The sequence below is a fragment of the Actinoplanes sp. NPDC049316 genome (genome assembly GCF_040677315.1).
In the GTDB taxonomy this organism is placed as follows: Bacteria; Actinomycetota; Actinomycetes; order Mycobacteriales; family Micromonosporaceae; genus Actinoplanes.
The window spans coordinates 193023-216731 of record NZ_JBFAQM010000001.1 but is presented as its reverse complement, the minus strand read 5'-3'; the positions used below and the strand labels follow the sequence as shown (position 1 = coordinate 216731).

General features: G+C 72.8%; 26 protein-coding genes. 8 read left to right on the top strand and 18 right to left on the bottom strand.

Annotated elements, in window-relative coordinates; translation table 11 throughout:
- Position 1 precedes the first annotated feature (1 nt).
- Complete coding sequence (locus tag AB0K03_RS00930) at positions 2–217, bottom strand: PLD nuclease N-terminal domain-containing protein (protein ID WP_364678580.1); 216 nt, start codon at positions 215–217, stop codon at positions 2–4.
- Between the two features lie 37 nt (positions 218–254).
- Positions 255–725 carry a MarR family transcriptional regulator gene (locus AB0K03_RS00925; RefSeq protein ID WP_364678577.1) on the bottom strand — a complete coding sequence of 157 codons (471 nt, stop codon included), beginning with the start codon at positions 723–725 and terminating at the stop codon, positions 255–257.
- Between the two features lie 64 nt (positions 726–789).
- On the opposite strand from AB0K03_RS00925, the gene AB0K03_RS00920 reads away from it, so the two are divergent.
- Positions 790–1158, top strand: coding sequence for a VOC family protein (locus AB0K03_RS00920; protein WP_364678574.1), 369 nt, complete (start codon positions 790–792; stop codon positions 1156–1158).
- A 263-nt stretch (positions 1159–1421) separates the two neighbouring features.
- Here AB0K03_RS00920 and AB0K03_RS00915 read toward each other — a convergent pair whose 3' ends face one another.
- The 12 genes from AB0K03_RS00915 to AB0K03_RS00860 all read right to left on the bottom strand — a co-directional run bounded on the left by AB0K03_RS00915 (position 1422) and on the right by AB0K03_RS00860 (position 11488).
- Positions 1422–2162, bottom strand: coding sequence for a hypothetical protein (locus AB0K03_RS00915; RefSeq protein WP_364678572.1), 741 nt, complete (start codon positions 2160–2162; stop codon positions 1422–1424).
- Positions 2163–2597: 435 nt separating this feature from the next.
- A complete protein-coding gene (locus AB0K03_RS00910) occupies positions 2598–2915 on the bottom strand; it encodes a TraR/DksA C4-type zinc finger protein (protein ID WP_364678569.1) in 318 nt (105 codons plus the stop codon).
- Positions 2916–3421: 506 nt separating this feature from the next.
- Positions 3422–3751, bottom strand: a complete 330-nt coding sequence (locus AB0K03_RS00905; RefSeq protein WP_364678566.1) for a PRC-barrel domain-containing protein — start codon at positions 3749–3751, stop codon at positions 3422–3424.
- Positions 3741–4112: a hypothetical protein gene (locus AB0K03_RS00900; protein WP_364678563.1), complete on the bottom strand. Its 372-nt coding sequence runs from the start codon at positions 4110–4112 to the stop codon at positions 3741–3743. The genes AB0K03_RS00905 and AB0K03_RS00900 overlap by 11 nt, the downstream gene beginning before the upstream one ends.
- A 1-nt stretch (position 4113) precedes the next feature.
- A complete protein-coding gene (locus AB0K03_RS00895) occupies positions 4114–5346 on the bottom strand; it encodes a divalent metal cation transporter (RefSeq protein ID WP_364678561.1) in 1233 nt (410 codons plus the stop codon).
- Between the two features lie 8 nt (positions 5347–5354).
- The gene (locus AB0K03_RS00890) at positions 5355–5816 is read right to left on the bottom strand and encodes a hypothetical protein (protein WP_364678559.1); all 462 of its coding nucleotides are present in this window, start codon (positions 5814–5816) and stop codon (positions 5355–5357) included.
- A gap of 4 nt (positions 5817–5820) precedes the next feature.
- Complete coding sequence (locus AB0K03_RS00885; RefSeq protein ID WP_364678557.1) at positions 5821–7602, bottom strand: glycoside hydrolase family 15 protein; 1782 nt, start codon at positions 7600–7602, stop codon at positions 5821–5823.
- A 4-nt stretch (positions 7603–7606) separates the two neighbouring features.
- Positions 7607–8668 (bottom strand): glucose 1-dehydrogenase, encoded by a 1062-nt coding sequence (locus AB0K03_RS00880; RefSeq protein WP_364678554.1) that lies wholly within the window; start codon positions 8666–8668, stop codon positions 7607–7609.
- 20 nt (positions 8669–8688) lie between these two features.
- Positions 8689–9990, bottom strand: coding sequence for an FAD-dependent oxidoreductase (locus AB0K03_RS00875; RefSeq protein WP_364678551.1), 1302 nt, complete (start codon positions 9988–9990; stop codon positions 8689–8691).
- 26 nt (positions 9991–10016) lie between these two features.
- Positions 10017–10661: a putative glycolipid-binding domain-containing protein gene (locus AB0K03_RS00870; RefSeq protein ID WP_364678548.1), complete on the bottom strand. Its 645-nt coding sequence runs from the start codon at positions 10659–10661 to the stop codon at positions 10017–10019.
- Positions 10658–10867 (bottom strand): hypothetical protein, encoded by a 210-nt coding sequence (locus AB0K03_RS00865; RefSeq protein WP_364678545.1) that lies wholly within the window; start codon positions 10865–10867, stop codon positions 10658–10660. Before AB0K03_RS00865 ends, AB0K03_RS00870 begins: the two co-directional genes overlap by 4 nt.
- A 108-nt stretch (positions 10868–10975) precedes the next feature.
- Complete coding sequence (locus tag AB0K03_RS00860; RefSeq protein WP_364678543.1) at positions 10976–11488, bottom strand: MarR family transcriptional regulator; 513 nt, start codon at positions 11486–11488, stop codon at positions 10976–10978.
- A 194-nt stretch (positions 11489–11682) separates the two neighbouring features.
- Here AB0K03_RS00860 and AB0K03_RS00855 point away from each other — a divergent pair, with 194 nt between their 5' ends.
- Positions 11683–12336 carry an adenylate kinase gene (locus AB0K03_RS00855; protein WP_364678541.1) on the top strand — a complete coding sequence of 218 codons (654 nt, stop codon included), beginning with the start codon at positions 11683–11685 and terminating at the stop codon, positions 12334–12336.
- Positions 12337–12351: 15 nt separating this feature from the next.
- On the opposite strand, the gene AB0K03_RS00850 is transcribed toward AB0K03_RS00855, so the two are convergent.
- Entirely contained in the window at positions 12352–12984 is a 633-nt protein-coding gene (locus AB0K03_RS00850) for a helix-turn-helix domain-containing protein (protein ID WP_364678540.1), read from the bottom strand.
- A gap of 97 nt (positions 12985–13081) precedes the next feature.
- On the opposite strand from AB0K03_RS00850, the gene folE reads away from it, so the two are divergent.
- Positions 13082–13678: a GTP cyclohydrolase I FolE gene (gene folE / locus AB0K03_RS00845; protein ID WP_364678537.1), complete on the top strand. Its 597-nt coding sequence runs from the start codon at positions 13082–13084 to the stop codon at positions 13676–13678.
- A gap of 22 nt (positions 13679–13700) precedes the next feature.
- The gene (locus AB0K03_RS00840; RefSeq protein ID WP_364678536.1) at positions 13701–14930 is read left to right on the top strand and encodes an FAD-dependent oxidoreductase; all 1230 of its coding nucleotides are present in this window, start codon (positions 13701–13703) and stop codon (positions 14928–14930) included.
- A 3-nt stretch (positions 14931–14933) separates the two neighbouring features.
- Here AB0K03_RS00840 and AB0K03_RS00835 read toward each other — a convergent pair whose 3' ends face one another.
- The 3 genes from AB0K03_RS00835 to mgtA form a co-directional block, all read right to left on the bottom strand.
- Entirely contained in the window at positions 14934–15260 is a 327-nt protein-coding gene (locus AB0K03_RS00835; protein ID WP_364678533.1) for a hypothetical protein, read from the bottom strand.
- Between the two features lie 101 nt (positions 15261–15361).
- A complete protein-coding gene (locus AB0K03_RS00830) occupies positions 15362–16699 on the bottom strand; it encodes an MFS transporter (protein WP_364678530.1) in 1338 nt (445 codons plus the stop codon).
- 66 nt (positions 16700–16765) lie between these two features.
- Complete coding sequence (mgtA, locus tag AB0K03_RS00825; RefSeq protein WP_364678527.1) at positions 16766–19414, bottom strand: magnesium-translocating P-type ATPase; 2649 nt, start codon at positions 19412–19414, stop codon at positions 16766–16768.
- A gap of 186 nt (positions 19415–19600) precedes the next feature.
- Here mgtA and AB0K03_RS00820 point away from each other — a divergent pair, with 186 nt between their 5' ends.
- From AB0K03_RS00820 to AB0K03_RS00805, 4 genes are all read left to right on the top strand, one after another.
- The gene (locus AB0K03_RS00820) at positions 19601–19948 is read left to right on the top strand and encodes a PASTA domain-containing protein (protein WP_364678524.1); all 348 of its coding nucleotides are present in this window, start codon (positions 19601–19603) and stop codon (positions 19946–19948) included.
- Between the two features lie 51 nt (positions 19949–19999).
- A complete protein-coding gene (locus AB0K03_RS00815) occupies positions 20000–20398 on the top strand; it encodes a hypothetical protein (RefSeq protein ID WP_364678521.1) in 399 nt (132 codons plus the stop codon).
- 140 nt (positions 20399–20538) lie between these two features.
- Positions 20539–22494, top strand: a complete 1956-nt coding sequence (locus AB0K03_RS00810; RefSeq protein ID WP_364678518.1) for a family 43 glycosylhydrolase — start codon at positions 20539–20541, stop codon at positions 22492–22494.
- Between the two features lie 26 nt (positions 22495–22520).
- Positions 22521–23618, top strand: a complete 1098-nt coding sequence (locus AB0K03_RS00805; RefSeq protein ID WP_364678515.1) for an RICIN domain-containing protein — start codon at positions 22521–22523, stop codon at positions 23616–23618.
- The last annotated feature ends 91 nt before the right edge of the window (positions 23619–23709 follow it).

Sequence of the window (23709 nt, the reverse complement as noted above, 5' to 3'; positions counted from 1 at the left end):
CTCAGCGCCGGCGGCCCCACAGCAGGTAGGCGACCGGACCGACCGGCTGCACCAGCAGGACCGGCCACCACAGCGCCTTGCGGCCCCGCACCTGCTCGCCGGGCCGCCGCGCGAGGTCGATCGCGGCGGCGGTGGTCAGCGCTATCTCGACCGGGGCCAGCACCCCCGTGGTCCACCGCTGCCAGGCGGGCAGGTCGTTCCAGGTTCGCTGCGTCATCGAACTCCCCCTTCGCGTGCTCCCGCCCATTGTCGCCTCACGAGATCGGCTGTGCACCGTCATCCGTGTCGCGCAGGGAACGAACCATGCTCCGCAGGATCCCGTACGCGGCCGACTGCCCGGCCTCGTCCAGGCCGGCCAGCATTCTGACCTCGACGGACCGGACGGCCACGCTCGCCTTCTCCAGGACCCGGCGGCCCCGAGGCGTGAGCCGCGCGGGCAGAACCTTCCCGACGGGCGCCTCCGCGGGCCTGGTCACGTAACCCTCCCGCTCCAGGGCTTGGAGCAGCACGTTCATCGACTGCCGCGTCACGAACGCACCCCGCGCCAGCTCGGAGTTCGACAATCCGGGCCGCTGCGCCAGCAGCTCGAGGCAGGAGTACTGCGTCACGCTCATCCCGAGCGGCCGCAGCACCTCCTCCATGGCCGCGCGCAGGGCGCTCGACGCCTCCTTCAGCAGGTAACCCAGGGACTTGTCCAGATCGACGCCGGCACCGTCTTGACTCATGTCAGGATTCTGACATACGGTGTTCCGTGTCAGACAAACTGACACGCAGAGAAGGAGCATCACCATGCCCGTCACCGGCCCCGACTTCGTCTCCCTCCAGACCCGCGACCGCAAGGCGTCCCAGGCCTTCTACGAGCATTACCTCGGCCTCGTCCGCTCGCAGGCCGGGCCTCCGCACGCCGTCGTGTTCGAGACGAAGCCGATCGCGTTCGCCCTCCGCGACATCGCCCCCGGCACCGACCTCACATCAGTCCCCCGGCCCGGCATCGGCGCCGCGATCTGGCTGCACGCCACCGACGTCCAGACCATCCACGACGCCCTCGCCGCCGACGGCCACACCATCGTCTCCGCCCCGATCGATGGCCCCTTCGGCCGCACCTTCACCTTCGCCGACCCCGACGGCTACCAGATCACCCTCCACGACCGCACCTGAGGGACCAACGGCCACCCGGGCCCGGAGAACAGCAATGGCGAAATCCCGCCCGGCCCCGATTGCGGTCCACCGTGAAGCCGGCCCAGCGCCGAGCGAGAGCAAGGCTTCCTGGACGAGTGACGGGCTTCGACCGAAATGACGCGCCGTCCAAATTAATGGCCGCGCCGTCCTAATTAATGGCGTAGCGGTCTTCAGCGTGGCAACCGATTCGGCGGCATACGGATATCCGGAGATCACATGTGTCGCAACGGCACCGGTGGCGGCTATTCGCTTTCCGTGATCCGCCGATTCGACTTGGCGGGTATCGGCTTCTTCCGCCATCGGCGGCGACGCCGGTTCGACCGTGCCGATTTCTGGACCACCACGGACACCGCCACATCAACACCCGGCCCCACCCCCGAGACCACCGCGCCGGCTTCCGAACCCGCCCCGGACGCCTCCGCGCCGGCGTCCGTACCCGCCACCGACTCGACCGGCCCGGCTTCCGACCGCACCACCCGACTCGACCGCTCGACGTCCGGACCCACCACCCGCGCCACCGCGCCGACTCCCGGACCCACCCCCGACTCGACCGGCCCGGCTTCCGAACGCACCACCGAAGCCACCGCGGTGACGCCTCCTGCCGTGGCCGCCCGGGCGGCCACGGACGCATCTTTCCGCTGTTCAGGCCGCACGTCCGCGCGCACCGACTCCGAGGCTGCGATAGTGCGGGAGACCATCGCGGGCCTCCGCTGCGACGGCGCTGCTCCCCGGTCCGCCGTCGGTCCCGCCGGGCTCCGTGCGCCCGACGGTCCCGCCGGGCTCCGCGCGCCCGACGGCCGGCCCGCGCCCTGAGCGCCGTGCAAGCGACGCAGCTTCGCGGCGTGCCGTTGCGCCAGCCCCCACTCGCGATGACGAGCGTGCTCGCGGCGGAATTGCTCCCGCTCGGCAGAATAGCGTCGCGACGCGGTCCGGTCGCGCATCACGGCCAATTCTGCCGTCGAGAAGAACTGAAGCTGCCGCATGGACCAATTGTTCCGCAAACCATCCCGGAAATGCACTTGACGATCACTCTCGAAAAGCGAGGACCATCACACCGAATCGCCTGGACGACGGTGCGGATCTCACGAATAAATAGCAGTGGTGTTCGGAGTGAGCCCGGTGCCCCAGAATGTCACGGGGGGGGGACCCGATCGAGCGCCGGCCCAACGGGACAAGGGAGATCGTTCAGCTCATGCGCCAGGCCGCAGGACGCTCGAATATTGGGCAGCGCGCCAGCACCACCCAGGCCGCAGCACACAATCCGCGCAACACAGACGCCCTGACACCCCACGCCGCGCGACACGCAGCCCAGGCGCGACGCCACCACCCCGGCCAGGCCACGCGAAAGGCAGGCCGCGCAACATGGACACCGCAAGCGGTCACGCGTGCGACGGACGCACGCGTGACCGCCGCTCGGGTCAGCCGTGCTTCTGCAGGCAGGGTACGCAGTGTCGGGCGTGCGGGAGGACCTCCAGCCGTTCCGCCGGGATCTGTGTGCCGCAGGTCTCGCAGCGGCCGTAGCGGCCCTCGGCGATGCGCTGCAGCGCGCCGGAGATCTGCTCGAGGGTGCGCCGGGTCGCTGCCAGCAGGGCGGCCCGGTTGTGCGCCTCGGCGGGGTCGCCGGTGTCGGCCGTGATCTCCGTCAGTTCCTTGAGCCGGGCGGTCTGGACGGCGAATTCCTCGCTCAGCGTCGCTCGCAGGTCGTCGTGCCTGCCCTGATCGACGTCGACGTTCATGTCTCCTCCTGGGGAAAAGGGAAAACAAAAAAGGGCCGAAGCTCTACGGCTTCGCCCTCGGCGGTGGTACGGGAAATCATCCCGGCGCCGGTGGGCCTCGCCCCGTGGGCGCCGGGCTCGGGAGACCGGCGGCAACGGTGGCCGGCCGCGGAGTGCGCGACAACGGCGCCGGCCGGTGAGCAGCACGACCCGCCCCCGCAACACGCGTCAAGCGGTGAGCAGCACAACCCACCCCCGCCGCCGCGGCACCCGCCGGCCGGTGGGCGGCACAACCCACCCCCGCCACGGCGAGAGGCGCCGGCCGAGCGGCAGCAGCCACCGACACGGCGGCCACTGACACGGCGGCCACCGACACAGGCGCCGGTCCGTGGGCAGCACGGCCCACCGACACAGGCGCCGGTCCGTGGGCAGCACGGCCCACCGACACAGGCGCCGGTCCGTGGGCAGCACGGCCCACCGCCACCACCGTGACGGCGCGCGAGCAGGAGCTGACCACCAGCATCCGCTCACCATAGGGTGGTCGTGACGACAAAGCCAGGCGGTTCGCCGTCGCGGGGCCGGAGGTCGCGCCAGGGCACGCGGGTGACGCTGCGCCTCATCACGAAGCGGGCCGCCTGTTCCAGCAGCCACGGGCCCGTGCGCTCGGCGCGTTCGTAGCCGAGGAGCCGGCCCCAGGGGCCGCGCACCACGATCGCCGCGACGACGCGGTGCCGGCCGTCGGGGTCGTGTTCGGTCTCGAGGTCGGCGACGCGGCCCAGCGGCTTCCCGGAGCGGTCGGTGACCGGCCGGCCGAGGATGTCGCTCGCCCGGGCGGGGCGTGGCCGGTCAGGATTCATGGCCGGCTCCGGGGATCCGGCCGATCAGGTGCTCGCGCAGCCAGGTCTCCAGGGGCGGCTCGGGGAGGTCGCCGCGGCTCACGGTCAGGTCGATCGCGCTGCCGATCCGCCCCACCTGCTCGATGCCGATCCGGACGGGGCCCCGGTCGCCGGGGCCGGCGAGCCGGTGCGCCACGCCGGCGATCCAGCGGCCCAGCCCGCCGCCGATGCGGCGTCCGAGGACCCGCTGTCCCGTGAGCAGCGCGCTGATCCGCGGCACGCCGTCGGCGTCGTAGCCGAGTTCGACGTCGTCGACCTTGCCGACGGGTTGCCCGTCGCGGTCGACGATCTGCCGGTCGAGCAGGTCGAATCCGAGGAGCATGTCAGCCGGCCCCCATCCTGGTGGTCGCCATCAGCGGCACCGCCGCGACGGCTGCGGCCACGATGACGATCAGGTAGATGATTCCCAGCGCGTTGGCCGTCCGGCCGTTGACGCGGTTCCCCAGGTAGCCGCGGTCGTTGGCGACGACGAGGATCGGCAGGTACGTCAGTGGCAGGGCGACGGCGCTGAAGATGAGCGTGTACTCGGTGAGCTGGATCGGGTCGATCGTGGTCATCAGGATCGCCACCCCGGCCACGATGCTGCCCAGCACCACGGTGTGGAAGCGGGCCGCTTCCCGGGGGCGGCGCAGCTTGCCCCAGGACCAGCCGAAGTACTGCGCGACCGTGTAGCCGGCGGACAGGCCGGTCTCCATGGCCGCGCCGAACGTGGCGGCGAAGAAGCCCAGTAGCGCCGCCGCCAGTCCCAATTCACCGAGGGCCAGGACGGCCGGCATGGCCACCTGCGACAGCGAGTCCACCGACATCGCCAGCGGGTGGAACACCGTCGCGGACGTCAGCATCAGCGCGAAGGCGAGCAGGCCGCCCAGCGGGAAGCCGACGAACACGTTGATCCGTGACGTGATCAGGTCGCGGGCGGTCCAGCGTTCCTCGACCGCCCCGGAGGAGAAGAAGAACACCTCGTACGGGGTGAGCGCCGAGGCGAACAGCGCGATCGCGAAGAACCAGTACGTGCCCCAGTCCTCCCCCTGCGGCGGCCCGGGATGCGCCGCCTGCTGCCACAGCTGTCCCGGGTCGGGGCCGAGGTGGAGGAACGCGACCACGAAGACGATCAGCGCCAGCCCGGTCAGCCCGAACACGTTCTCCAGCACGCTGAACTTCGCCCGCCACAACGCCGCCCACAGCACGACGGCCACCACCGGCACCCAGAGCAGGTAGCCGACGCTGGTCGCGAGCTGCAGGGCCAGGCCCACCCCGCCGAGTTCCGCGCCGAGGGTCAGGACCGTCACCAGCACCGACCCGGCCAGGTTCGCCAGCGCCATCCGGGGTCCGAGGCGCTCGCGGACCAGGTCGAACACCGGCCGGCCGCTGACCGCCGTGACGCGGCCGCTCATCTCGGCGTACACGCAGATGCCCACGACGCCGACCAGCAGGACCCAGGCGTGCGCGATGCCGAAGCGCGCGCCGGTCTCGGCGTTGGCGACGATGTCGCCGATGTCGACGAAACCGCCGATGGCGGTCAGGATGCCGAGGGCGACGGAGAAGAACCTCTTCATCGCCCGGCTCAGTTCCCGCCGGTGAGGACGCCGGTGATGAAGTCGTTCAGCTGCCGCGCCACGTCGTCCAGCTCCCGCGCGCCGGCCCGCAGCGCCGCGTCGTCCCCGGCCCGCAGGACGTCGCCGAAGGCGGTGGTCTCCCGGGCGAGCAGCGGGGCGAGCCGGTCGCGCAGCCGCGCCCCCCGCTCGCCGGGCGGCGCCTGGCCGGCGAACTGCTTCTGCGCACCGGCCAGCGCCTTCGCGGCGTCGTCGAACGCCGCCTGCGTGAACGCGGCGGTGGCCCGGTGGCCCGCCTTGATCTGCGCCGTCAGCTTCGCGGTCTGCGCCGCGTCGTGGGCGCCCTGCGCCACCTGCACAACCGTACGGTGGTAGGCGCGGAAGTCGTCCGCGCGGGACAGCTGGACCGCCAGCCCCGCCCAGAACACGACGGCGACGGCGGCCACCACGGCGAGCTTCCGGCTCGTCCGCATGGTGTCACCCGCCGGTCTTCGTGGTGGCGCCGCCGAGGACCCGGGCGGCGTTGACGAGCCCGACGAGGCTGAACGCCTGCGGGGTGTTGCCCAGCTGCCGCCGGGCGGCCGGGTCGTACTCTTCCGCGAGCATGCCGACGTCGTTGCGCAGGCTCAGCAGCCGCTCGAACAGCGCGGTCGCCTCGTCCCGGCGGCCGATCCCCTGCAGCGCCTCGACCAGCCAGAACGTGCAGGCCAGAAAGGCGCCCTCGGAGCCGGGCAGCCCGTCGACGCCCTCGGGCTCGGGCCGGTACCGCAACAGGAAACCGTCCTGGCACAGCCCCCTGCGGATCGCATCGACCGTGCCGGCGATGCGCGGATCGTGGTACGGCAGGAACCCCACCCGGGGCAGCATCAGCAACGCCGCGTCGAGCCCGGCCGACCCGTAGTACTGGGTGAACGTGTTGCGGCCGGCGTCGAAGCCGTGCGCGCACACGTCGGCGTGGATCTCGTCCCGGATGCCGCGCCACCGGTCGGCGGGCCCGTCGAGCCCGGTCTTGTCCACGGCGGTGACCGCGCGGTCGAATCCGGTCCACGCCATGACTTTCGAGTGCACGAAGTGCCGTTGCGGGCCGCGTACCTCCCAGAGGCCGTTGTCCGGTCGTTGCCAGTTCCCCTCGAGGAAGTCCAGCAGGGCGCGCTGCACGTCCCAGCCGTCCTCGGTCGCGGCGATCCCCGCCTCGCGGCTCAGGTGCAGGCCGTCGAGGACCTCGCCCCAGACGTCGAGCTGGAACTGTCCGGCGGCGGCGTTGCCGACCCGCACGGGCGCGGCTCCCCCGTACCCGGGCAGCCAGTCCAGAGTGGACTCGGTGAGCCGGCGGGTGCCGTCCAGGCCGTACATGATCTGCAGGTCCGCGGGGTCTCCCGCGACGGCCCGCAGCAGCCATTCGCGCCAGGCCTTGGCCTCGGCGACGTAGCCGGTGCCGAGCAGGGCCTGCAGGGTGAAGGTCGCATCGCGCAGCCAGCAGTAGCGGTAGTCCCAGTTGCGCGGGCCGCCGGGCTGCTCGGGCAGCGACGTCGTGGCGGCGGCGACGATTCCGCCGGTGGGCGCGTACGTCAGGGCCTTGAGCAGGATGAGGGACCGGCGGACGGCGTCGGCCCACGGCCCGTCGTAGGTGTGCCGCCCGATCCACTCCCGCCAGAACCGGCAGGTGCCGGCCAGGGCGTGCTCGGCGTCCACGGGCTGCGGCTTCGGCAGGTGCGACTGCTGGTGGGTGAGGACGAAGGCGATCCGCTGCCCGGCCGTCACGGTGAAACTCGCGGTGGTCGTCCGGTCGTGGCTCTCCACGGATACGCCGGCATGCAACCACACGGCGTCCGGGCCGGCGATCGCCGCGATGCCGTGCGGCGTGTGCCGTACCCAGGGCACCACGTGGCCGTAGTCGAAGCGCAGGATGAGCTCCGAGCGCATCGGCACCCGCCCGGCGACGCCCTCGACGATGCGGACGATGTCGGCGGCCTCGCCCCGGGGCGGCATGAAGTCGATCAGCCGGACCGTGCCCTCGCCGGTGTCCCACTCGCTCTCCAGCACGAGGGTGTCGCCGGCGTACCGGCGGCGGGTGGCCGCGCCGGCGCCTTCGGGGGCGATCCGCCAGCGACCGGCCGTGTCGTCGCCGAGCAGGGCCGCGAAGCAGGCCGGGGAGTCGAACCGGGGCAGGCACAGCCAGTCGACGGACCCGTCGCGGCCGATCAACGCCCCGGTGTGCAGGTCGCCGACCAGGGCGTAGTCCTCGATCGCGGACGCCACGGCGTCACCGGTCCCCGTCGGAGAGGGTCAGCACCACCTTGATGTCGCCGTCGCGCCCGGTCAGCGCGTCGGCGAACTCGTTCAGCGGCACCCGCCGCGTGATCAGCCGCTGCAGCCAGGAGGGGTCCGCCTTGGCGAGCGCACGGGCCGCCGCGTGGTAGTGGCGCAGGTTGGCGTTGACGCTGCCCACCACGACGTCGTTCTCCAGCACGATCTGCCGGTTGTCCGCGCCGGCGTCGATGGTGAGCGTGCGGCCCGGTGTCGAGACCCCGGTGAGGCAGGTGATGCCGTACGAGGCGGTGTGCGCGATGGCGTCGAACACCACCGAGCCCGCGCCGGTCGCCTCCACGACGACGTCCGGGCACACCTTGGCGGCCACGTCGGCGACGGGATCGTGGTGGTACGTGGCCCCGAGCGCCGCGACGGCGTCGGCCTTGGCGCCGGCGGTCACCCGGTCCAGCACGTGCACCTCCAGCCCGCGCTGGACGCCGAGCAGCGCGGCCAGCAGCCCGATCGGGCCGGCGCCGGTGACCAGCACGGTCTGCGGCTCGTACCAGGCGCGAGCCCCGATCCGGTCGATCTGCTCCCAGGCCTTGGCGACCACGGTGGTCGGTTCCATCAGCATCCCCACGTCGGCCAGGTCGGGGTCGAGCTTGACGGCGTACGTGGGGTCCAGGGTCCACAGCTCGGCCGCGTACCCGTCGATCTCCTTGATGCCGCGCTCGGTGTAGCGGCCGTTGCGGCACATGTCGAACTCGCCGTGCGCACAGGCGCCGCACGGGATGGGATCGGGGCGGCGGACCACGCCGACGACGAGGTCGCCGGGGTCGAATCCGCTGCCGGGCGGGGCCTGCCGGACGCGGCCGAGCGACTCGTGGCCCAGCACGAGGCGGTCGCTGCCGGGCGGGGCCCAGCCGTACGAACCGCGGGCGATCTCCCGGTCGGTGCCGCAGACGCCCAGCGCCACGCCCTCGACGAGCAGCTCGTCATCGGCGGCGACGGGGTCGGGCAGATCCTCGATGCGGGCGGAATCGGCGGTACCGGGTTGCACGGTGAGCGCGCGCATGTGTCCTCCAAGGTGGATGGTCAGCCGGCGTGCACGACTTCCGGCGCCGCGGTGTCGAGCGGCACCGCGGTCGCGGGCACCAGGCCGAGCTGGGTGTCGGGGCGGCTCGCCGCGGCCGCCAGCAGCCACGCCGTGGCGGTGCGGACCCGGTTGGCCGGCAGGGCGAGCAGGTGGTAGCCGCGGGTGACCGCGAGCGCGGGCAGGCCGGACAGGGGTACGCCCAGCGGGTTCGCGGCGGCGTGCCGTCCGCCCAGGTCCACGGCGAATCCGAGGCTCGAGTGCCGGTACGGCCGGCGCCGGCCGCGCCCGTACGCGGCGGCGATGTTGTCGGCGGCGCGCACACCCTGCCGTTGCGCGTGCTGGGCGGTCATCGCGGTGACCTGGCCCGGACGGGTCAGATCCGGCACGGCCGCCGCGTCCCCGCACGCCAGGATCTCCGGATGGCCGGGCACGCCGAGGAACGAGTCCACGACGAGCCGCCCCTTCTCGGTGCGCAGGCCGGTCGAGTCGATCAGCGGGTCCGGGCGCACGCCGACGCACCAGACCAGCGTGTTTCCGGCGACGAAGGACCCGTCGTCCAGGTGCACTCCCGTGGCCGTCGCCTCGGTGACCGACGTGCCGGTGCGGAGCTCGACGCCGCGGCGGCGCAGCACCCGGGCGGCCGCGGCGGACAACCGCCGGTCCAGATGACCGAGGATCCGGTCACCGTGCTCCACCAGCAGCCAGCGGGGGCGTACGCCGCGCAGGCCGGGGTGGCGCGCGGCGACTTGGGCGGTGAGCAGCTGCCCCTGCGCGACGACCTCCGTACCGGTGTAGCCGGCGCCGACCACGACGAACGTGCACCGGGCCTGCCGCTCGGCCGGGTCCTCGGCCGAGGCCGCCATCTCGATCTGCTTGATGAGGTGGTCGCGCAGATACAGCGCCTCGGGGACACCGCGGAACCCGTGCGCGTTGCCGGCCGCGCCGGGGATCGGCAACAGCTTGGTGACGCTGCCGACGGTCAGCAGCAGGCGGTCGTACGCGACCTGCCTGGTGCGGCCGTCGGGGTCACGGACCTGCACCCGGCGGCCCCGGTGGTCCACGGAGGTCGCCTCGCCGAGCACGACCCGTACGCCGGGAAGCGTGTCGGCGAGCGGCACCGTGACCTGCCGGGGTTCCAGCACGCCGCCGGTGACCTCCGGCAGCAGCGGCAGGTAGAGGAAGTAGTCGGTCGGGTTGATCACCGTGATCTCGGCGGCGCCGCGCATCCGCCGGGACAGGCGGCGGGCCGCGTGGTAGCCGGCGAACCCGGCGCCGACGATGACGATGCGCGGTGGTGGCATGCCGGACCTCCTGAGGTGTCGAGGGTTCAGTGCACGAGCCGGAACCGGCCGGGCTGGTAGGTGACGACGCCGCCGTCCATGTCGTACGTGCACGCCGGCTCGTCGCCGGTGACCCGCAGCCGCCGGTCGCCGAGCATCCGGAACGTCGAGACGCCGGGCAGGACCGCCAGGGACGGCAGCAGCACCCGTACGGTCGGCACGGTGACCGGCCCGTCGGCGGGCGTCAGGCCGAGCCGGCGCAAGGTCCAGCTCAGCGAGACCGGGGAGTCCGCCAGCCGCACGACGGCGCCCGGCTCGAGGCGCATCGGGTCGTCGATGCCCGGCGGTGGCAGCCCGGCCGGCCCGCCCGCGCTGCCGTGCAGGTCGCCGGTCTCCTCGGTGCGGCAGGACCAGCCGTCGTCCGCCCGGTCCAGCCACAGGGCGCGGCTGCCGCCTGCGCCGCGGCAGGTCATCCGGAGGCTGCGCACCGCGCCGTCGGCGTCCAGCTCGGCCCGCCACTGCGAGGTGTACGCGGACGCGCCGGCGACCACGGCCGTGCCCTCGGCCGAGGCCGGCGACGAGAACACGAGCTCGGTGCCGACCGTGTCGGTGCGCTGCCACGCCAGCTGCCGCCCGGACCGGAGGCCGGCGCGGCGCGTGGCCGTGCCGGTTCCCCGCAGGAGGTCGGTCACCGCCGCTCCTCCTCCGCCGTGGCCTGCGCCGCCGCGGCGGCGTGGCCGCGTCGCCGGCCCTGGGTCAGCCCGGCGGCGATGGCCTCGACGGTCTGTTCCAGGTAGTTGAAGTCGGGTACGGCGACCGCCTCCGCCCGGGCGTGCAGCGTGCCCGGGGTGACGGTGTCGTCCATGCGAGCCACGTGGTGCTCACCGTTGCTGTCCATCTCCGCTCCCCTCGTCTGGTCGACTGCCCGAACTACAGGGCAGATAACCATCTTTGCACTGTGCAAACACTTTTCCCACGCGAAAGTGCCGGGGACGGGATGTCAGGGTCAGGCGGGCAGCTGCTCGTCGGTGTCGTCCCGGTGCGCCTGCCAGCCCAGCCACCAGTCGGACTCCGGGAGCTCCCCGGCGGCGTCGGCGAACGCGGTCAGCGCCTCGATCACCGCCGGCTGCCACAGCTGCGCGGTCCGCGCGACGATCTCCTCCAGCTCGGAGCGGCGGCGCAGCAGGACCTGCTCGACGATGTCGTGCCCGGCGGTGGTCAGGCGGACGCGGACCACGCGGCGGTCGGACATCGAGCGGGAGCGGCGCACCAGGCCCTTGCGGATGAGCCGGTCCAGCATGCGGGTGCCGGTGGACGGGTTCACGCGCAGTTCCTCGGCGATGTCGATGCTGCGCTGCGGCCCCCGTACGGCGAGCACCACCAGGGCCCGGAACTGCGGGAGGGTGACCTCGCCCTCCACGGCGGCCAGCGACCGCGCGGTCATGCCCACGAACGCGCGGCTGGCCAGCATGAGCGCCCGGACCGTCGCGTCGCTGGAGGGCCGGGCGGATGGTTGCATAGGGACATGATTGCACGCCGGGCGAGGTCTGACGCGGCGCCGGAAGGGCCGCCGGCGAAGTCGGCGCGGTCCGGCCCGGACGGCGCGGCGCCGACGGGCACCGGACCGTTTACCATCGCCACCATGACGACGTGGCGGGCTTGCCGGTCAACCGAGGACGCGGTCGCCGCGCCCCCCGGCGGAAGGACGGCGTGATGCGGATCTTGCTGGTCGCGCCGCCCGGCGCCGGGAAGGGCACCCAGGGCGCGCTCATCGCGACCCACTTCGACATCCCGCACATCGCCACGGGCGACTTGCTGCGCGACCATGTCGCCCGGCGCACCGAGCTGGGCCGGGCCGTCCAGGAGCACCTCGACCGGGGCGAGCTGGTGCCCGACGAGATCGTGCTCGACATGGTGCGCGACGCGTTCCTCGAGTCCCGCAGCAGCAGCGGCGGCGGGTACGTGCTGGACGGCATGCCGCGCAACATGACGCAGGCGCGTGCGCTGTACGAGATCGGCCGCAGTCTCCAGATGACCGCCGACGTGGCCCTGCACCTGAAGGCGGACGACGAGGAACTGACCCGCCGGCTGCTCGCCCGCGCCGCCCTGGAGGGCCGCTCGGACGACACCGAGGAGGTGATCCGGCGGCGGCTCGCCCTCTACCACGAGGTGACGCACCCGATCGTGGACTGGTACGCCGAGCGCGGCATCCTCGTGTCGGTGGACGCCGTCCAGCCCGTGCAGCGGGTGGCGAGCCAGATCCTCACCGCCCTGGAGGCGATGCGCCCGCTGATCGACCACGTGCCGGCGCACGCCCGCCGGCCGATCGACCTCACCAGCCTGGGCGCGGCGTTCGGCCACGGCTGACAGCCCGCGGCGCGGTCACCGCGGCGCCGGCGCCACCACCTCCACGCAGCAGGCGCCGGGCCGTGGCGCCAACCGGGCCTCGGAATCCTGCCCGAAGCCGTCGAGCAGGCCGCCGATCAAGCACAGGTTGAGGCCGCACACCAGGTCGGTGTGCCGGGCCGCGACGGCGTGGAACGGGCAGTTGTGCAGGCGTACGGCCTCCGTGCCCGCGTCCGGCTCGAAGCCCAGGCGGCCCAGGACCTCGAGGATGTCGCCGGCTCCGCGCATCGCCTGACCGAGAAGGCGGCCCCGCTCCCGCGCCACCGCTCCGGGCGCCTCGTGCGCGGCGAGCGCCTCGGCGAGGATGTCGGCGAGGAGCTCGTACTGCCGCTGCGGGATCGTGACCGTGAGGCCGTCGCCGGCCGCCTCATACACCTTCGGCGCGCGCCCGCGGCCGCGTGGCCGGTCGGCGGGGGCTTCGTACCGCGCGCTCAGGAGGCCGGCCTCGACGAGCTTGTCGAGGTGGAACGCGGCCAGGTTGCGGGACATCGCCGTCGCGTCGGCCGCCTCCTCGCGCCCGACGGGATGATCCTGCCGGCGCACGTAGTCGTACAGCGCGCGGCGCGACGGGTCCGCGAGCGTGGCGACGGCGTTCCACGGGTCGGTCACCCCGCCAGATTATCACCAACGATCGCTATTGTAATTCCGCGGCCGGTCCCCCAGGATTAAAACCAACGGACGTTGGCACAAAACTGGAGGGTCACCGATGACGATCACCGCCGAACGGGTCACGCCACGCGACGCCGGGCGTGATCCCGTCACCGCGGAACGCGCGGCCGCGGACTTCCTCACCGCGCTCGGCGTCGACCTGTCGGCACCGGGCCTGACGGAGACGCCGGGCCGCATGGCACGGGCGTACGCGGAGCTGCTGACCCCCCGCGCGTTCGACCTGACCACCTTCGACAACGACGAGGAGTACGACGAGCTGGTGCTCGCCCGCTCGATCCCGGTCCGGTCGGTCTGCGAGCACCACCTGCTGCCGTTCGTCGGCGTCGCCCACGTCGGATACCTGCCGGGCGACCGGATCCTCGGGCTGTCCAAGCTCGCACGCGTCGTCCAGCTCTTCGCCCACCGGCCGCAGGTGCAGGAACGGCTGACCAAGCAGGTCGCCGACTGGCTCGACGTCCACCTGCGCCCGCGCGGGGTCGGCGTGGTCATCGAGGCCGACCATCTGTGCATGAGCCTGCGCGGCGTCCAGGCCACCGGCGCCCGCACCATCACCTCCACCCTGCTCGGCGTGCTGCGCGACGACGCCCGCTCGCGGAGCGAGTTCTTCGCCGTTGCGGGCCTCGGCGGACACTGAGTCCACGGGAAGGGAGAAGCGCATGTCCGACAACCACACCTTCGTCATCGCCGGGGCCGGGCTCGCCGGCGCCAAGGCCGCCGAGACCCTGCGCGACGAGGGCTTCTCCGGCCGGGTCGTGCTGCTCGGCGACGAGCCGGAGCGGCCGTACGAACGCCCGCCGCTGTCCAAGGGCCTGCTGCTGGGCACGGCCGGGGAGGACTCGGTCCACGTCCACGACGCGGGCTGGTACTCCGCCCACGACGTCGAGCTGCGCGGCGAATGCCCGGTCACGGCCGTCGACCGGGCCGGGCGTCGCGTACGCCTGTCCGGCGGGGAGGAGCTCGCGTACGACAAGCTGCTGCTCGCCACCGGAGCCCGGCCCCGCGAGCTGCCGATCCCCGGCGCCGACCTGGACGGCGTTCTGCGGCTGCGTACCCTCGCCGACGCCCGCCGCCTGGCGCGGACCGTGGTGGCCGGCGCCCGGCTCGTCGTGATCGGTGCCGGATGGATCGGGCTCGAAGTGGCCGCGGCCGCCCGCTCCCGAGGGGCGGAGGTCACGGTGGTGGAGACCGCCCGCCTGCCGCTGCGCCCGGTGCTCGGCGACACGCTCGCCCGCCTCTTCGCCGGCCTCCACCTCGACCACGGGGTGGTTTTCCACTTCGGCGCCCGGACCACCGAGCTGCGCGGCGCGGGCCGGGTCTCGCAGGTGGTCCTCGAGGACGGCACCGTGCTCGACGCGGACGTGGTCCTCATCGCCGTGGGCGCCGCACCGAACACCGCGCTGGCGGAACAGGCGTCCCTGCGCGTCGACAACGGCATCCTCGTGGACAGCGGGCTGCGCACGGACGACCCGGACATCTTCGCCGCCGGGGACGTCGCCAACATCGACCATCCCCTGCTGGGCGCCCGGGTACGGGTCGAGCACTGGGCGAACGCCCTGCACACGGGACCGGCCGCCGCCCGCGCGATGCTCGGCCAGCCGGTGAGCTACGACCTGCTGCCGTACTTCTTCACCGATCAGTACGACCTCGGCATGGAGTACGCCGGCTGGGTCCCGCCCGGCGCCGCCACCGACCTGGTGATCCGCGGCGATCTCGACCGGCGCGAGTTCATCGCGTTCTGGACCGTACGGGACCGGGTCGTCGCCGGCATGAACGTCAACGTCTGGGACGTCACGGACGCGATCCAGGACCTGATCCGCTCCGGCCGTACCGTCGATCCCGCGCGGCTGCGCGACCCCGGCGTCGAGCTGACCGAGCTCCTGGCCTGATCGTCAGGCGACCATCACGTACTGGTCCGCCGGGACGGGCACCTGGGGCGATTCGGCGACGGTCGCGTTGTGCGCGCGGGCCCACGCGGTGACGAAGTCCTCGGTCTCGGCGGGGGTGGTGTGGGCCAGCAGCGCGGTCAGCGCGTCCCGCAGCGCCCGTACGCCGGCAGCGGTCATCGCCAGGCTGCTCGCGGAGTGATCGCCGACCAGCAGCGCGTACGGGTAGACGGGATCGGTGGTCGGCTCGAGCCGGATCAGCGGGTGCCCCGCCTGGTGCCACGGCCGGGTGGGGCGCGGCTGCACCGGGGACGTGACGGGCCGGTCGGTCATGACGGGCTCCTCGGGAGTGAGCTGTGGCGGCACAGTCGTCGCCGAGGATCATGGTCGGGCTCGTCCGCGACGGGTACGGGTGCACCTCGGGCGTTTTCCGGTTAGAGCCGCGGACGCCCCCGGCCCGTCGCGTCCCGCAGGATCCGTCGGAGTGAGACGCCGGGACGCTCGGACATCTGGTGCACGGCGATCGCGCCGACCACGACGCCGCAGCAGCCGGCGGCCGCGTACAACAGCCGGCTGCCGAAGGACGTGACTCCGGCGAGGGTGCTGGACATCGCCGTGGCGAGCAGCAGCACCGCCTTCGCCGAGGTCTGCACGACGGCGAACACCCGGCCGCGGACGGCGTCGTCCACCTCGGCGCCCATGATCGTCACGCCGTAGAGCAGGGCCGCCCCGGCGCCGATGCCCACCACCACGACCTCGGCGAGGGCGATCGCGAGCCGGGTGGTGATCGACAGCAGGACGACCGCCACGCCGGCCAGTTGCACCGCCAGGCCGAACGTGAGGCGCCGCGACAGCCACCCGCTGATCGTCGGGCCGGCCAGCACGCCCAGCCCGAAGCCGACGAACAGGCCGCCGAACAGCAGCCCGAAGGCGGCGTCGCCGCCGCCGAGGGAGCGGCTGTAGAAGCGTGCGGCGCCGACGACCGTTCCCGCGCCGGCGAACGAGCCGAGCACGCCGGCGATCAGCCCGCGGAGCAGGCGTGACCGCGACATGTACCGCCATCCGGTCCCCACCGCCTCCCGGAAGGACTCGCGCGCACGCTCGGCGGCGCCGGCCCTCCCGGAGATCTCGGGTACGCCGAAGAACACGACGGCCGCCGACGTCAGGAAGGTCAGCGCGTCGAAGTACAGGGCGTACGCGGCGGCGTCCGTCCGGCCGACGCTCGGCATCCGGGCGGCGGCGGAGAACGCGAGCGCCGCCAGCACGGGCGTGACGCCGTACGTGGTGATCAGCGTCAGCTGGTTGGCGATCTCGAGCCGGTCGCGGGGCAGCAGATTGGGCACCGCGGCGTCCTTGGCGGGGTTCCAGACCATGGCGCCGAGCTGGGCGGCGAACGACGCCACGCCGGCCCAGCCGACGACGAGCCCGGGGTTGTCGACGACCACCGCGGCGGCCGGGATCGACGCGAAGAGCAGGAACCGGGCGACGTCGACCACGACCATGGCACGCCGCCGGTCGAAGCGGTCCGCCAGCACGCCGCCCAGCGGCCCGAGGAACAGCGAGGGCAGCAGCTGGACCACGATCACCCCGCCGAAGGTGGCGCCCTGCGCCACCGGCGAGCTCATCTGGGCGGAGGCGAACGCCGACGTGGCGAGCAGGCCCAGCCAGTCACCGAGCGACGACAGCCCGAGCACCAGCCAGAGCCGCCGGAAGGGACGCACCCGCATCACCTGGGCGACGGCAGAGGACGACAGGCGACGCTCCGCGACCACCCACCCAGGATCGGACGCCATCGGACCGGTCCGACAGAGCAGAACGGCCCGGCCGGTGCCCGCCGCTCATCCCGCCGGCCGGGCGGGACGGCCGGCGCGGGTGCTGAACCGCGCCGCACGGCGCCGCAGGTGGCGTTCGGGAAGCATCCGGGGCGCGGGAACCGGCTGGGGCGCCCGGCGGTAGAACGCGCGCTTGGCCACCTCGACGGCGCCGAGGTAGACGACGACGAACAGCGCGAGCACCGCGTAGTACGACAGCGGCAGCGGCCCGAAGCCCAGCGTGTCCGCCACGGGGGTGGCGGGCAGGACCGCGCCCACGGTCACGACGCCCAGGGCGGCCAGCAGCAGCGGCACGCTGGGCCGGCTGCGGAAGAACGGCGTCCGCCGGGTCCGGATGGCGAAGATGATCAGTGTCTGGGTGGCCAGCGACTCGACGAACCATCCGGAGCGGAACTCGGCCGCCCCGGCGTGCATCACCAGCAGCAGGACGGCGAAGGTCAGGAAGTCGAAGACCGAGCTCAGCGGGCCGAAGCCGAGCATGAAGCGGCGGATGAACCCGATGTCCCAGTGCGAGGGCCGGCGCAGCTGCTCCGCGTCCACGGTGTCGGTGGGGATGGCCAGCTGACTGGTGTCGTACAGCAGGTTGTTGAGCAGGATCTGCGACGGCAGCATCGGCAGGAACGAGAGGAACACCGAGGCGCCGGCCGCGGAGAACATGTTGCCGAAGTTGCTCGACGTGCCCATCAGCACGTACTTGATGGTGTTGGTGAAGATCCGCCGGCCCTCGACGATGCCGTCGGCGAGCACACCGAGGTCCTTCTCCAACAGGATCACGTCGGCGGCGTCCTTGGCGACGTCGGTGGCCGAGTCGACGGAGATGCCGACGTCGGCCGCGTGCAGGGCCAGGGCGTCGTTCACGCCGTCACCCAGGAACGCGACGTCGCCGCCGGCCCGGCGCTGCACGCCCACGATCCGGGCCTTCTGCTCGGGGCTGACCCGGGCGAAGACCGTCGTCGCCGGGACGGCCCCGGCGAGCGCCGCGTCGTCGAGGGCGTCGATGTCGGCGCCGGTCAGGGTGCCGCCGCCGGCCAGGCCCAGCTCCTCGCAGACCCGGCCGGCGACCACCGGGTTGTCACCGGTGACGATCTTGACGGTGACGCCCAGCTCCGCGAACCGGCCGAGCGCCCGCCGGGCGCCGGCCTTGGGCGCGTCGAGGAAGATCAGCAGGCCGAGCAGCCGCAGGTCGTGTTCGTCGGCCGGGGTCGGCGCGGCGGACGGCACGACGTCGCGGGCCGCCACGGCGATGACCCGGTTGCCCGCACCGAACTCGGACTCCAGCCGGGTCCGGGTCTCCTCCGGTACGGCGGCACAGCACGGCAGCACGTTCTCCGGCGCACCCTTGACGATCAGGGACACCGGCCCGTCGGGAGCACGGGCGACCACCGACATCCGCCGCCGCTCGTGGTCGAACGGCAGCGCGGCGAGCACGGTGCTGCCGCGCGCGTACGGCTGCTCCGCCTGCGTCGCCGGGGACGCCCACAACGCCGCGTCGAGCGCCCCGGAGGCGGCACCGCCGGCCCGTGCCGCCTCCGGATCGGTACAGACCAGCGCGGCGCCGATCAGCTGCTGGACGGTCGTGCCCGCGGCGGGGACGGGGCGCATGAAGCGGACCTTCCCCGTCGTCAGAGTGCCGGTCTTGTCGGTGAACAACGTGTCCACGTCGCCCAGGTCCTCGATGCACACCAGACGTTTCACCAGCACCCGCCGCCGCGCCAGCTGTCGCGAGCCGGCCGCGAGGCTGGTCGAGACCACGGCCGGCAGCAGCTGCGGGGTGATCCCGACGGCGATCGCGAGCGAGAAGAGCAGGGCGTCGAGGATCGGCTTCTGCAGCACCACGTTCACGACGAAGATCGCCGTGGTGAGCACCCCCGCCACCGTGACCAGCAGCCGGGAGAACCGGCGCAGCCCGTCCTGGAACGCGGTCTGGCCCGGGCGGCCGCCGAGCCCCGCCGCCACCGCCCCGAACGCCGTGCCCGCCCCGGTGGCGACCACCACGCCGCGGCCCGCGCCGGCGTGGACGACCGTACCCATCAAGGCGCAGCCCGTCAGATCGCCCAGGCCCGCGGGATGCGCCACGGCGCCGGCGGACTTGCCGGACGGCTCCGACTCGCCGGTGAGGATCGACTCGTCGCACTCCAGATCCTCGGCGCTCAGCAGCCGGACGTCGGCGGGCACGATGTCGCCCAGGCGCAGCTCCACCACGTCCCCCGGCACCAGCGCGGCGACGTCCACCGCGACCGCCCGGCCGTCGCGCAGCACGACCGCCTGATGGGTGATGCGCGAGTGCAGCGCCTCGGCCGCGCGTTCGGCCCGGTACTCGTTGACGAACCCCAGCCCGACGGACATGGCCACGATCGCGCCGATGATCGCCGCGTCGCTGCGCTGACCCACGAACGCCGAGGTGACCGCGGCGGCCATCAGCAACGCCAGCAGCGGCGACCGGACCTGGTTCCACAGGACCGGAAGCCAGCGGGCCCGGTGCGACACCACCGCGTTCGGACCGAACAGCTTCGAGCGGTACGCCGCCTGCGACCCCGTGAGGCCCTCCGGCGATGCGTCGAGGCGCCGCAGCACCTCATCGGCGCCGAGCGTCGCCGCCGCCATGGCCGGCACGGCAGCCGGAACACCCGGCGCGGGCCGGACCGCGGTCGTCATGGCCGGCGCCACCCTTCGTCCGAACCACACACGAGCCCACTGTCGCGACGCGGCAGCACACCCGCCAGGGCCGGACAACCCGCGGCGCCGGGACCGTCGTCCCGGGACGAACGCCCCTACGTCGCGCCGCCCGCCGGCCTCCACACTGAGGGCGAGCACCCACCTGCAGACGAAGAGGTGGTCCCGGTGCGTCGCGTCCTCACCGTCATCCTGTTCACCCTGCTGTACGCGCTGACGGCCTGCGCGGGAACCGGGGGCGGGGGCTCCCCCGGCTCGCCCTCTCCGCCGGCCCCCACCACGGTCCGGCTGACCATGCCCGACGTGGTGGGCGACAACGCGGACGTGGCCCTCGACGCCCTGCACAAGCTCGGCTTCACCAACGTCGACCTCGGCACGGTCGACGGCCGCCGCATCGTCGTCCTCCCGCAGAACTGGACCGTGAAGACCCAGTCCGCCGAGCCCGGCACCCGCCTCGCCGCCGATGCGAAGATCGTCCTCGGGTGCGCGCGCATCGGCGGCACCCACTGGCCCTGACCCGGCCCCGCCGTCGTCCGGGCGGTTGACGGGGGCGTCGATGATGGCACCATGGTCGACTTTGCTGCTGGTCCCCGTACCGAGGCGGCTGCCCGCCGCGTCCGGCTCGTCGTCGCTCTCGTGGCGGTGGTTCTCGTCGCGGGGCTGGCTCTGCTGACGTGGCCGCGGACCACGACGGTGCGGACGATGACGGCGACCGTCGCGTACGGCGGCGAGGGGGCGCACGTGGCCGTGCTCAAGCATGTGCACGCGCCGGTCGGCACGGATCACTGGGTGGTCGTGCTGGGCCGTGATCCCGGTGGCGACTACGGCCATCAGGTTCGCCTCGACGCGACCGGCGTGGACGCCGGTTCCGTCGGCGTGCAGTGGGAGAAGGACGCCGCCGTGCTCGTGTACGGCAGCGGCCACCGGGTGAGCGTGCCGTCGCGATTCTTCACCGGCGGCCGCTGAGAAAATGATTCACTGAAAACTGTTATGCCGGGGTCGATCCGGATAACACAATCATCGCCTTGAATGCGTGGAAGCGCTCCCGTACCATCCCCGACATGTGATTGTGAACGGTCACACTCAATCCCGGGGAGAAACAGGCGATGAAACGTACGCGGATCCGGATATGGGTCGTGGCGGCCCTGGCCGTCGCTGTGAGCGGTGCCCTGACCGTCGCCGGTACGCGAGCGCAGGCCGCCGCCGGCTGCCGCGTCACGTACACGGTGTCGAACCAGTGGCAGGGTGGCTTCGGCGCGACCGTCACCGTCGACAATCTCGGCGACCCGATCTCCGGCTGGCAGCTCGGCTGGTCGTTCGCGGCCGGGCAGACGATCACGCAGTTGTGGAACGGGACCGTCGCCCAGTCGGGCGCGCAGGTCACCGTGACCAACACCGCGTACAACGCGAGCCTGCCGACCGGCGGCAGCGTCAGCTTCGGCTTCAACGGGTCGTGGACATCGGCCAACCCGGCGCCGGCCGCGTTCACCCTCAACGGCACGGCGTGCACCGGAGCCACGGCGCCGACGACCCCGGCGACGCCGCCGCCCACCACCTCGCCGGCCGCGGAGACCTTCACGAATCCCGTGGTCTGGCAGGACTTCGCCGACGGCGACATCATCCGGGTCGGGGACGCGTACTACTACTCGGCGTCCACCATGCACTATTCGCCGGGTGCGCCGATTCTGCGCTCGTACGATCTGGTCAACTGGGAGTACGCCGGACATTCGGTGCCGCGGCTCGACTTCGACTCCGCGGCCTACGACCTCAACGGCGGCCGGGCGTACGTGAAGGGGATCTGGGCCTCGGCGTTCAACTACCGGCCCAGCAACAGCACCTATTACTGGCTGGGCTGCACCGAGTTCAACCGCACGTACGTCTACACGTCCACCTCGATCGGCAGCGGCTGGAGCAAGAAGGCCCGGATCAACAACTGCTACTACGACGCCGGCCTGCTGTTCGACAACGACACCCCGTACGTCGCGTACGGCAACGGCACGATCAGCGTCGCCCAGCTCTCCGCCGACCTGACCTCCCAGGTACGCGCGCAGACCGTCTACCAGACCCCGTCGAGCATCGGCACGCTCGAGGGGTCGCGCATGTACAAGCGGGGCAACTACTACTACATCTGGCTCACCCGACCGGCCAACGGCCAGTACGTGCTGCGCTCGACCAGCCCGTGGGGTCCGTACGAGCAACGCCAGGTCCTGCTGAACCTGCCCGGCCCGATCAGCGGCGGCGGCGTACCCCACCAGGGCGGGCTCGTGCAGACCCAGAACGGCGACTGGTGGTACATGGCGTTCACCGACGCGTACCCCGGTGGCCGGATGCCCACGCTCGCGCCGATCACCTGGAGCAGCGACGGCTGGCCCGTCCTGCAGACCGTCAACGGCCGGTGGGGTTCCAGCTACCCGCGCCCCAACCTTCCCTGGCACCCGCTGGCTCCCATGACCGGCTCGGACTCGTTCGCCGGCACCACGCTCGGCCCGCAGTACGAGTGGAACCACAACCCGGACACCACCAAGGTCTCCGTCAACAACGGGCTGCGGCTCTCGACCGCCACGGTCACCACCGACCTCTACAACGCCCGCAACACGCTGACCCGCCGCATCCAGGGCCCCTCCTCCACGGCGACCGTGCAGCTGGACTACTCGGCGATGGCCGACGGTGACCGGGCCGGTCTCGCCATGCTGCGCGACTCGTCGGCCTGGATCGGCATCCGCAAGGACAACGGCACGACCCGGGTGTCGATGACCAACGGCCTGACGATGTCGACCAGCGGCTGGACCACCACCGGGACCGGAACCGAGCAGGCGGGCGCGGCGGTGAGCGGCGGCCGGATCTGGCTGCGGGCCACCGCCGACATCCGGCCCGGGTCCGGGCGCACCGCGACCTTCTCCTACAGCACCGACGGCACCAGGTTCACCGCGCTGGGACCGGCGTTCACCCTGAACAGCGACTGGCAGTTCTTCATGGGCTACCGCTTCGGCGTCTTCAACTACGCCACCCGGAGCCTGGGCGGTGCGGTGACCGTCAACCAGTTCTCGGTGACCACACCGTGATCCGCACCAGGATGTGAGGAGCTGACATGCACCGAAGCAGACGATGGCTCACCGGCGCCGTGCTCGCCGCGATGGTCGCCGTGGCCGGTCTCGCACAGGCGGACGCCGCCGCGGCGGAGTCCAACGGCGGCGTGCGGGTGATGCCGCTGGGCGATTCGATCACCGAGGGTACGCAGGTTCCCGGCGGTTACCGCATCGGGCTGTGGCAGCGCCTGGCCGCCGACGGCTACCGCGCCGACTTCGTCGGCTCGCAGTACAACGGGCCCGCGAGCCTCGGCGATCACGACCACGAGGGTCATCCGGGGTGGCGGATCGACCAGATCGACGCGAACATCGGCGGCTGGCTGAGCGCGACGAGCCCGCGGACCGTCCTGCTGCACATCGGCACGAACGACATCCTGCAGAACTACAACGTCGCGGGCGCCCCGGGGCGGCTGTCCACACTCATCGACCACATCACCGCCGCGGCGCCCTCGGCGGACGTGTTCGTCGCGACCGTCATTCCGCTCGGCAACGCGAACCAGGAAGCGGCGGCCCGTACCTTCAACGCCGCGCTCCCCGGCATCGTGCAGGGCAAGGTGAACGCCGGCAAGCGCGTCCACCTCGTCGACATGCACGCCGCGCTCACCACCGGCGACCTCATCGACGGCATCCACCCGACCGCCGGCGGCTACGACAAGATGGCCGCCGTCTGGTACGCGGCGCTGCGGTCCGTACCGGGCACCATCGGCGATCCCGCCGGCAGCGGCGGGTCGGCGCTGGTCGGCGTCGCCTCCGGTCGCTGCCTCGACGTGCCCGGAAGCAGCACGGCGAACGGCGTCCAGCCGGTTGTCTGGGACTGCAGCGGAGCAGCCAACCAGCGCTGGACCTCGGACGGGCAGACCCTGCGCTCGCTCGGCAAGTGCCTGGACGCCCCGACCGGCGCGACCGCCGGCGCCAAGGCGCAGCTGTGGGACTGCCACGGCGGCACGAACCAGCGCTGGACCCGCGGCTCCGACGGCACGATCCGCAGCCAGCAGTCCGGGCTGTGCCTCGACGTCAGCGGCAACGCCACCGCCAACGGCACTCCCGTCATCCTGTGGACCTGCACCGCGGGCGCCAACCAGCGCTGGACGGAGCGATGACCATGAGAACCCTGAAGAACGCGCTCGCCGCCGGCCTGCTCCTGCTCTCCGCCGCGGTGACCGCCGTGCTGCCCCCGGCCGCCGCCCACGC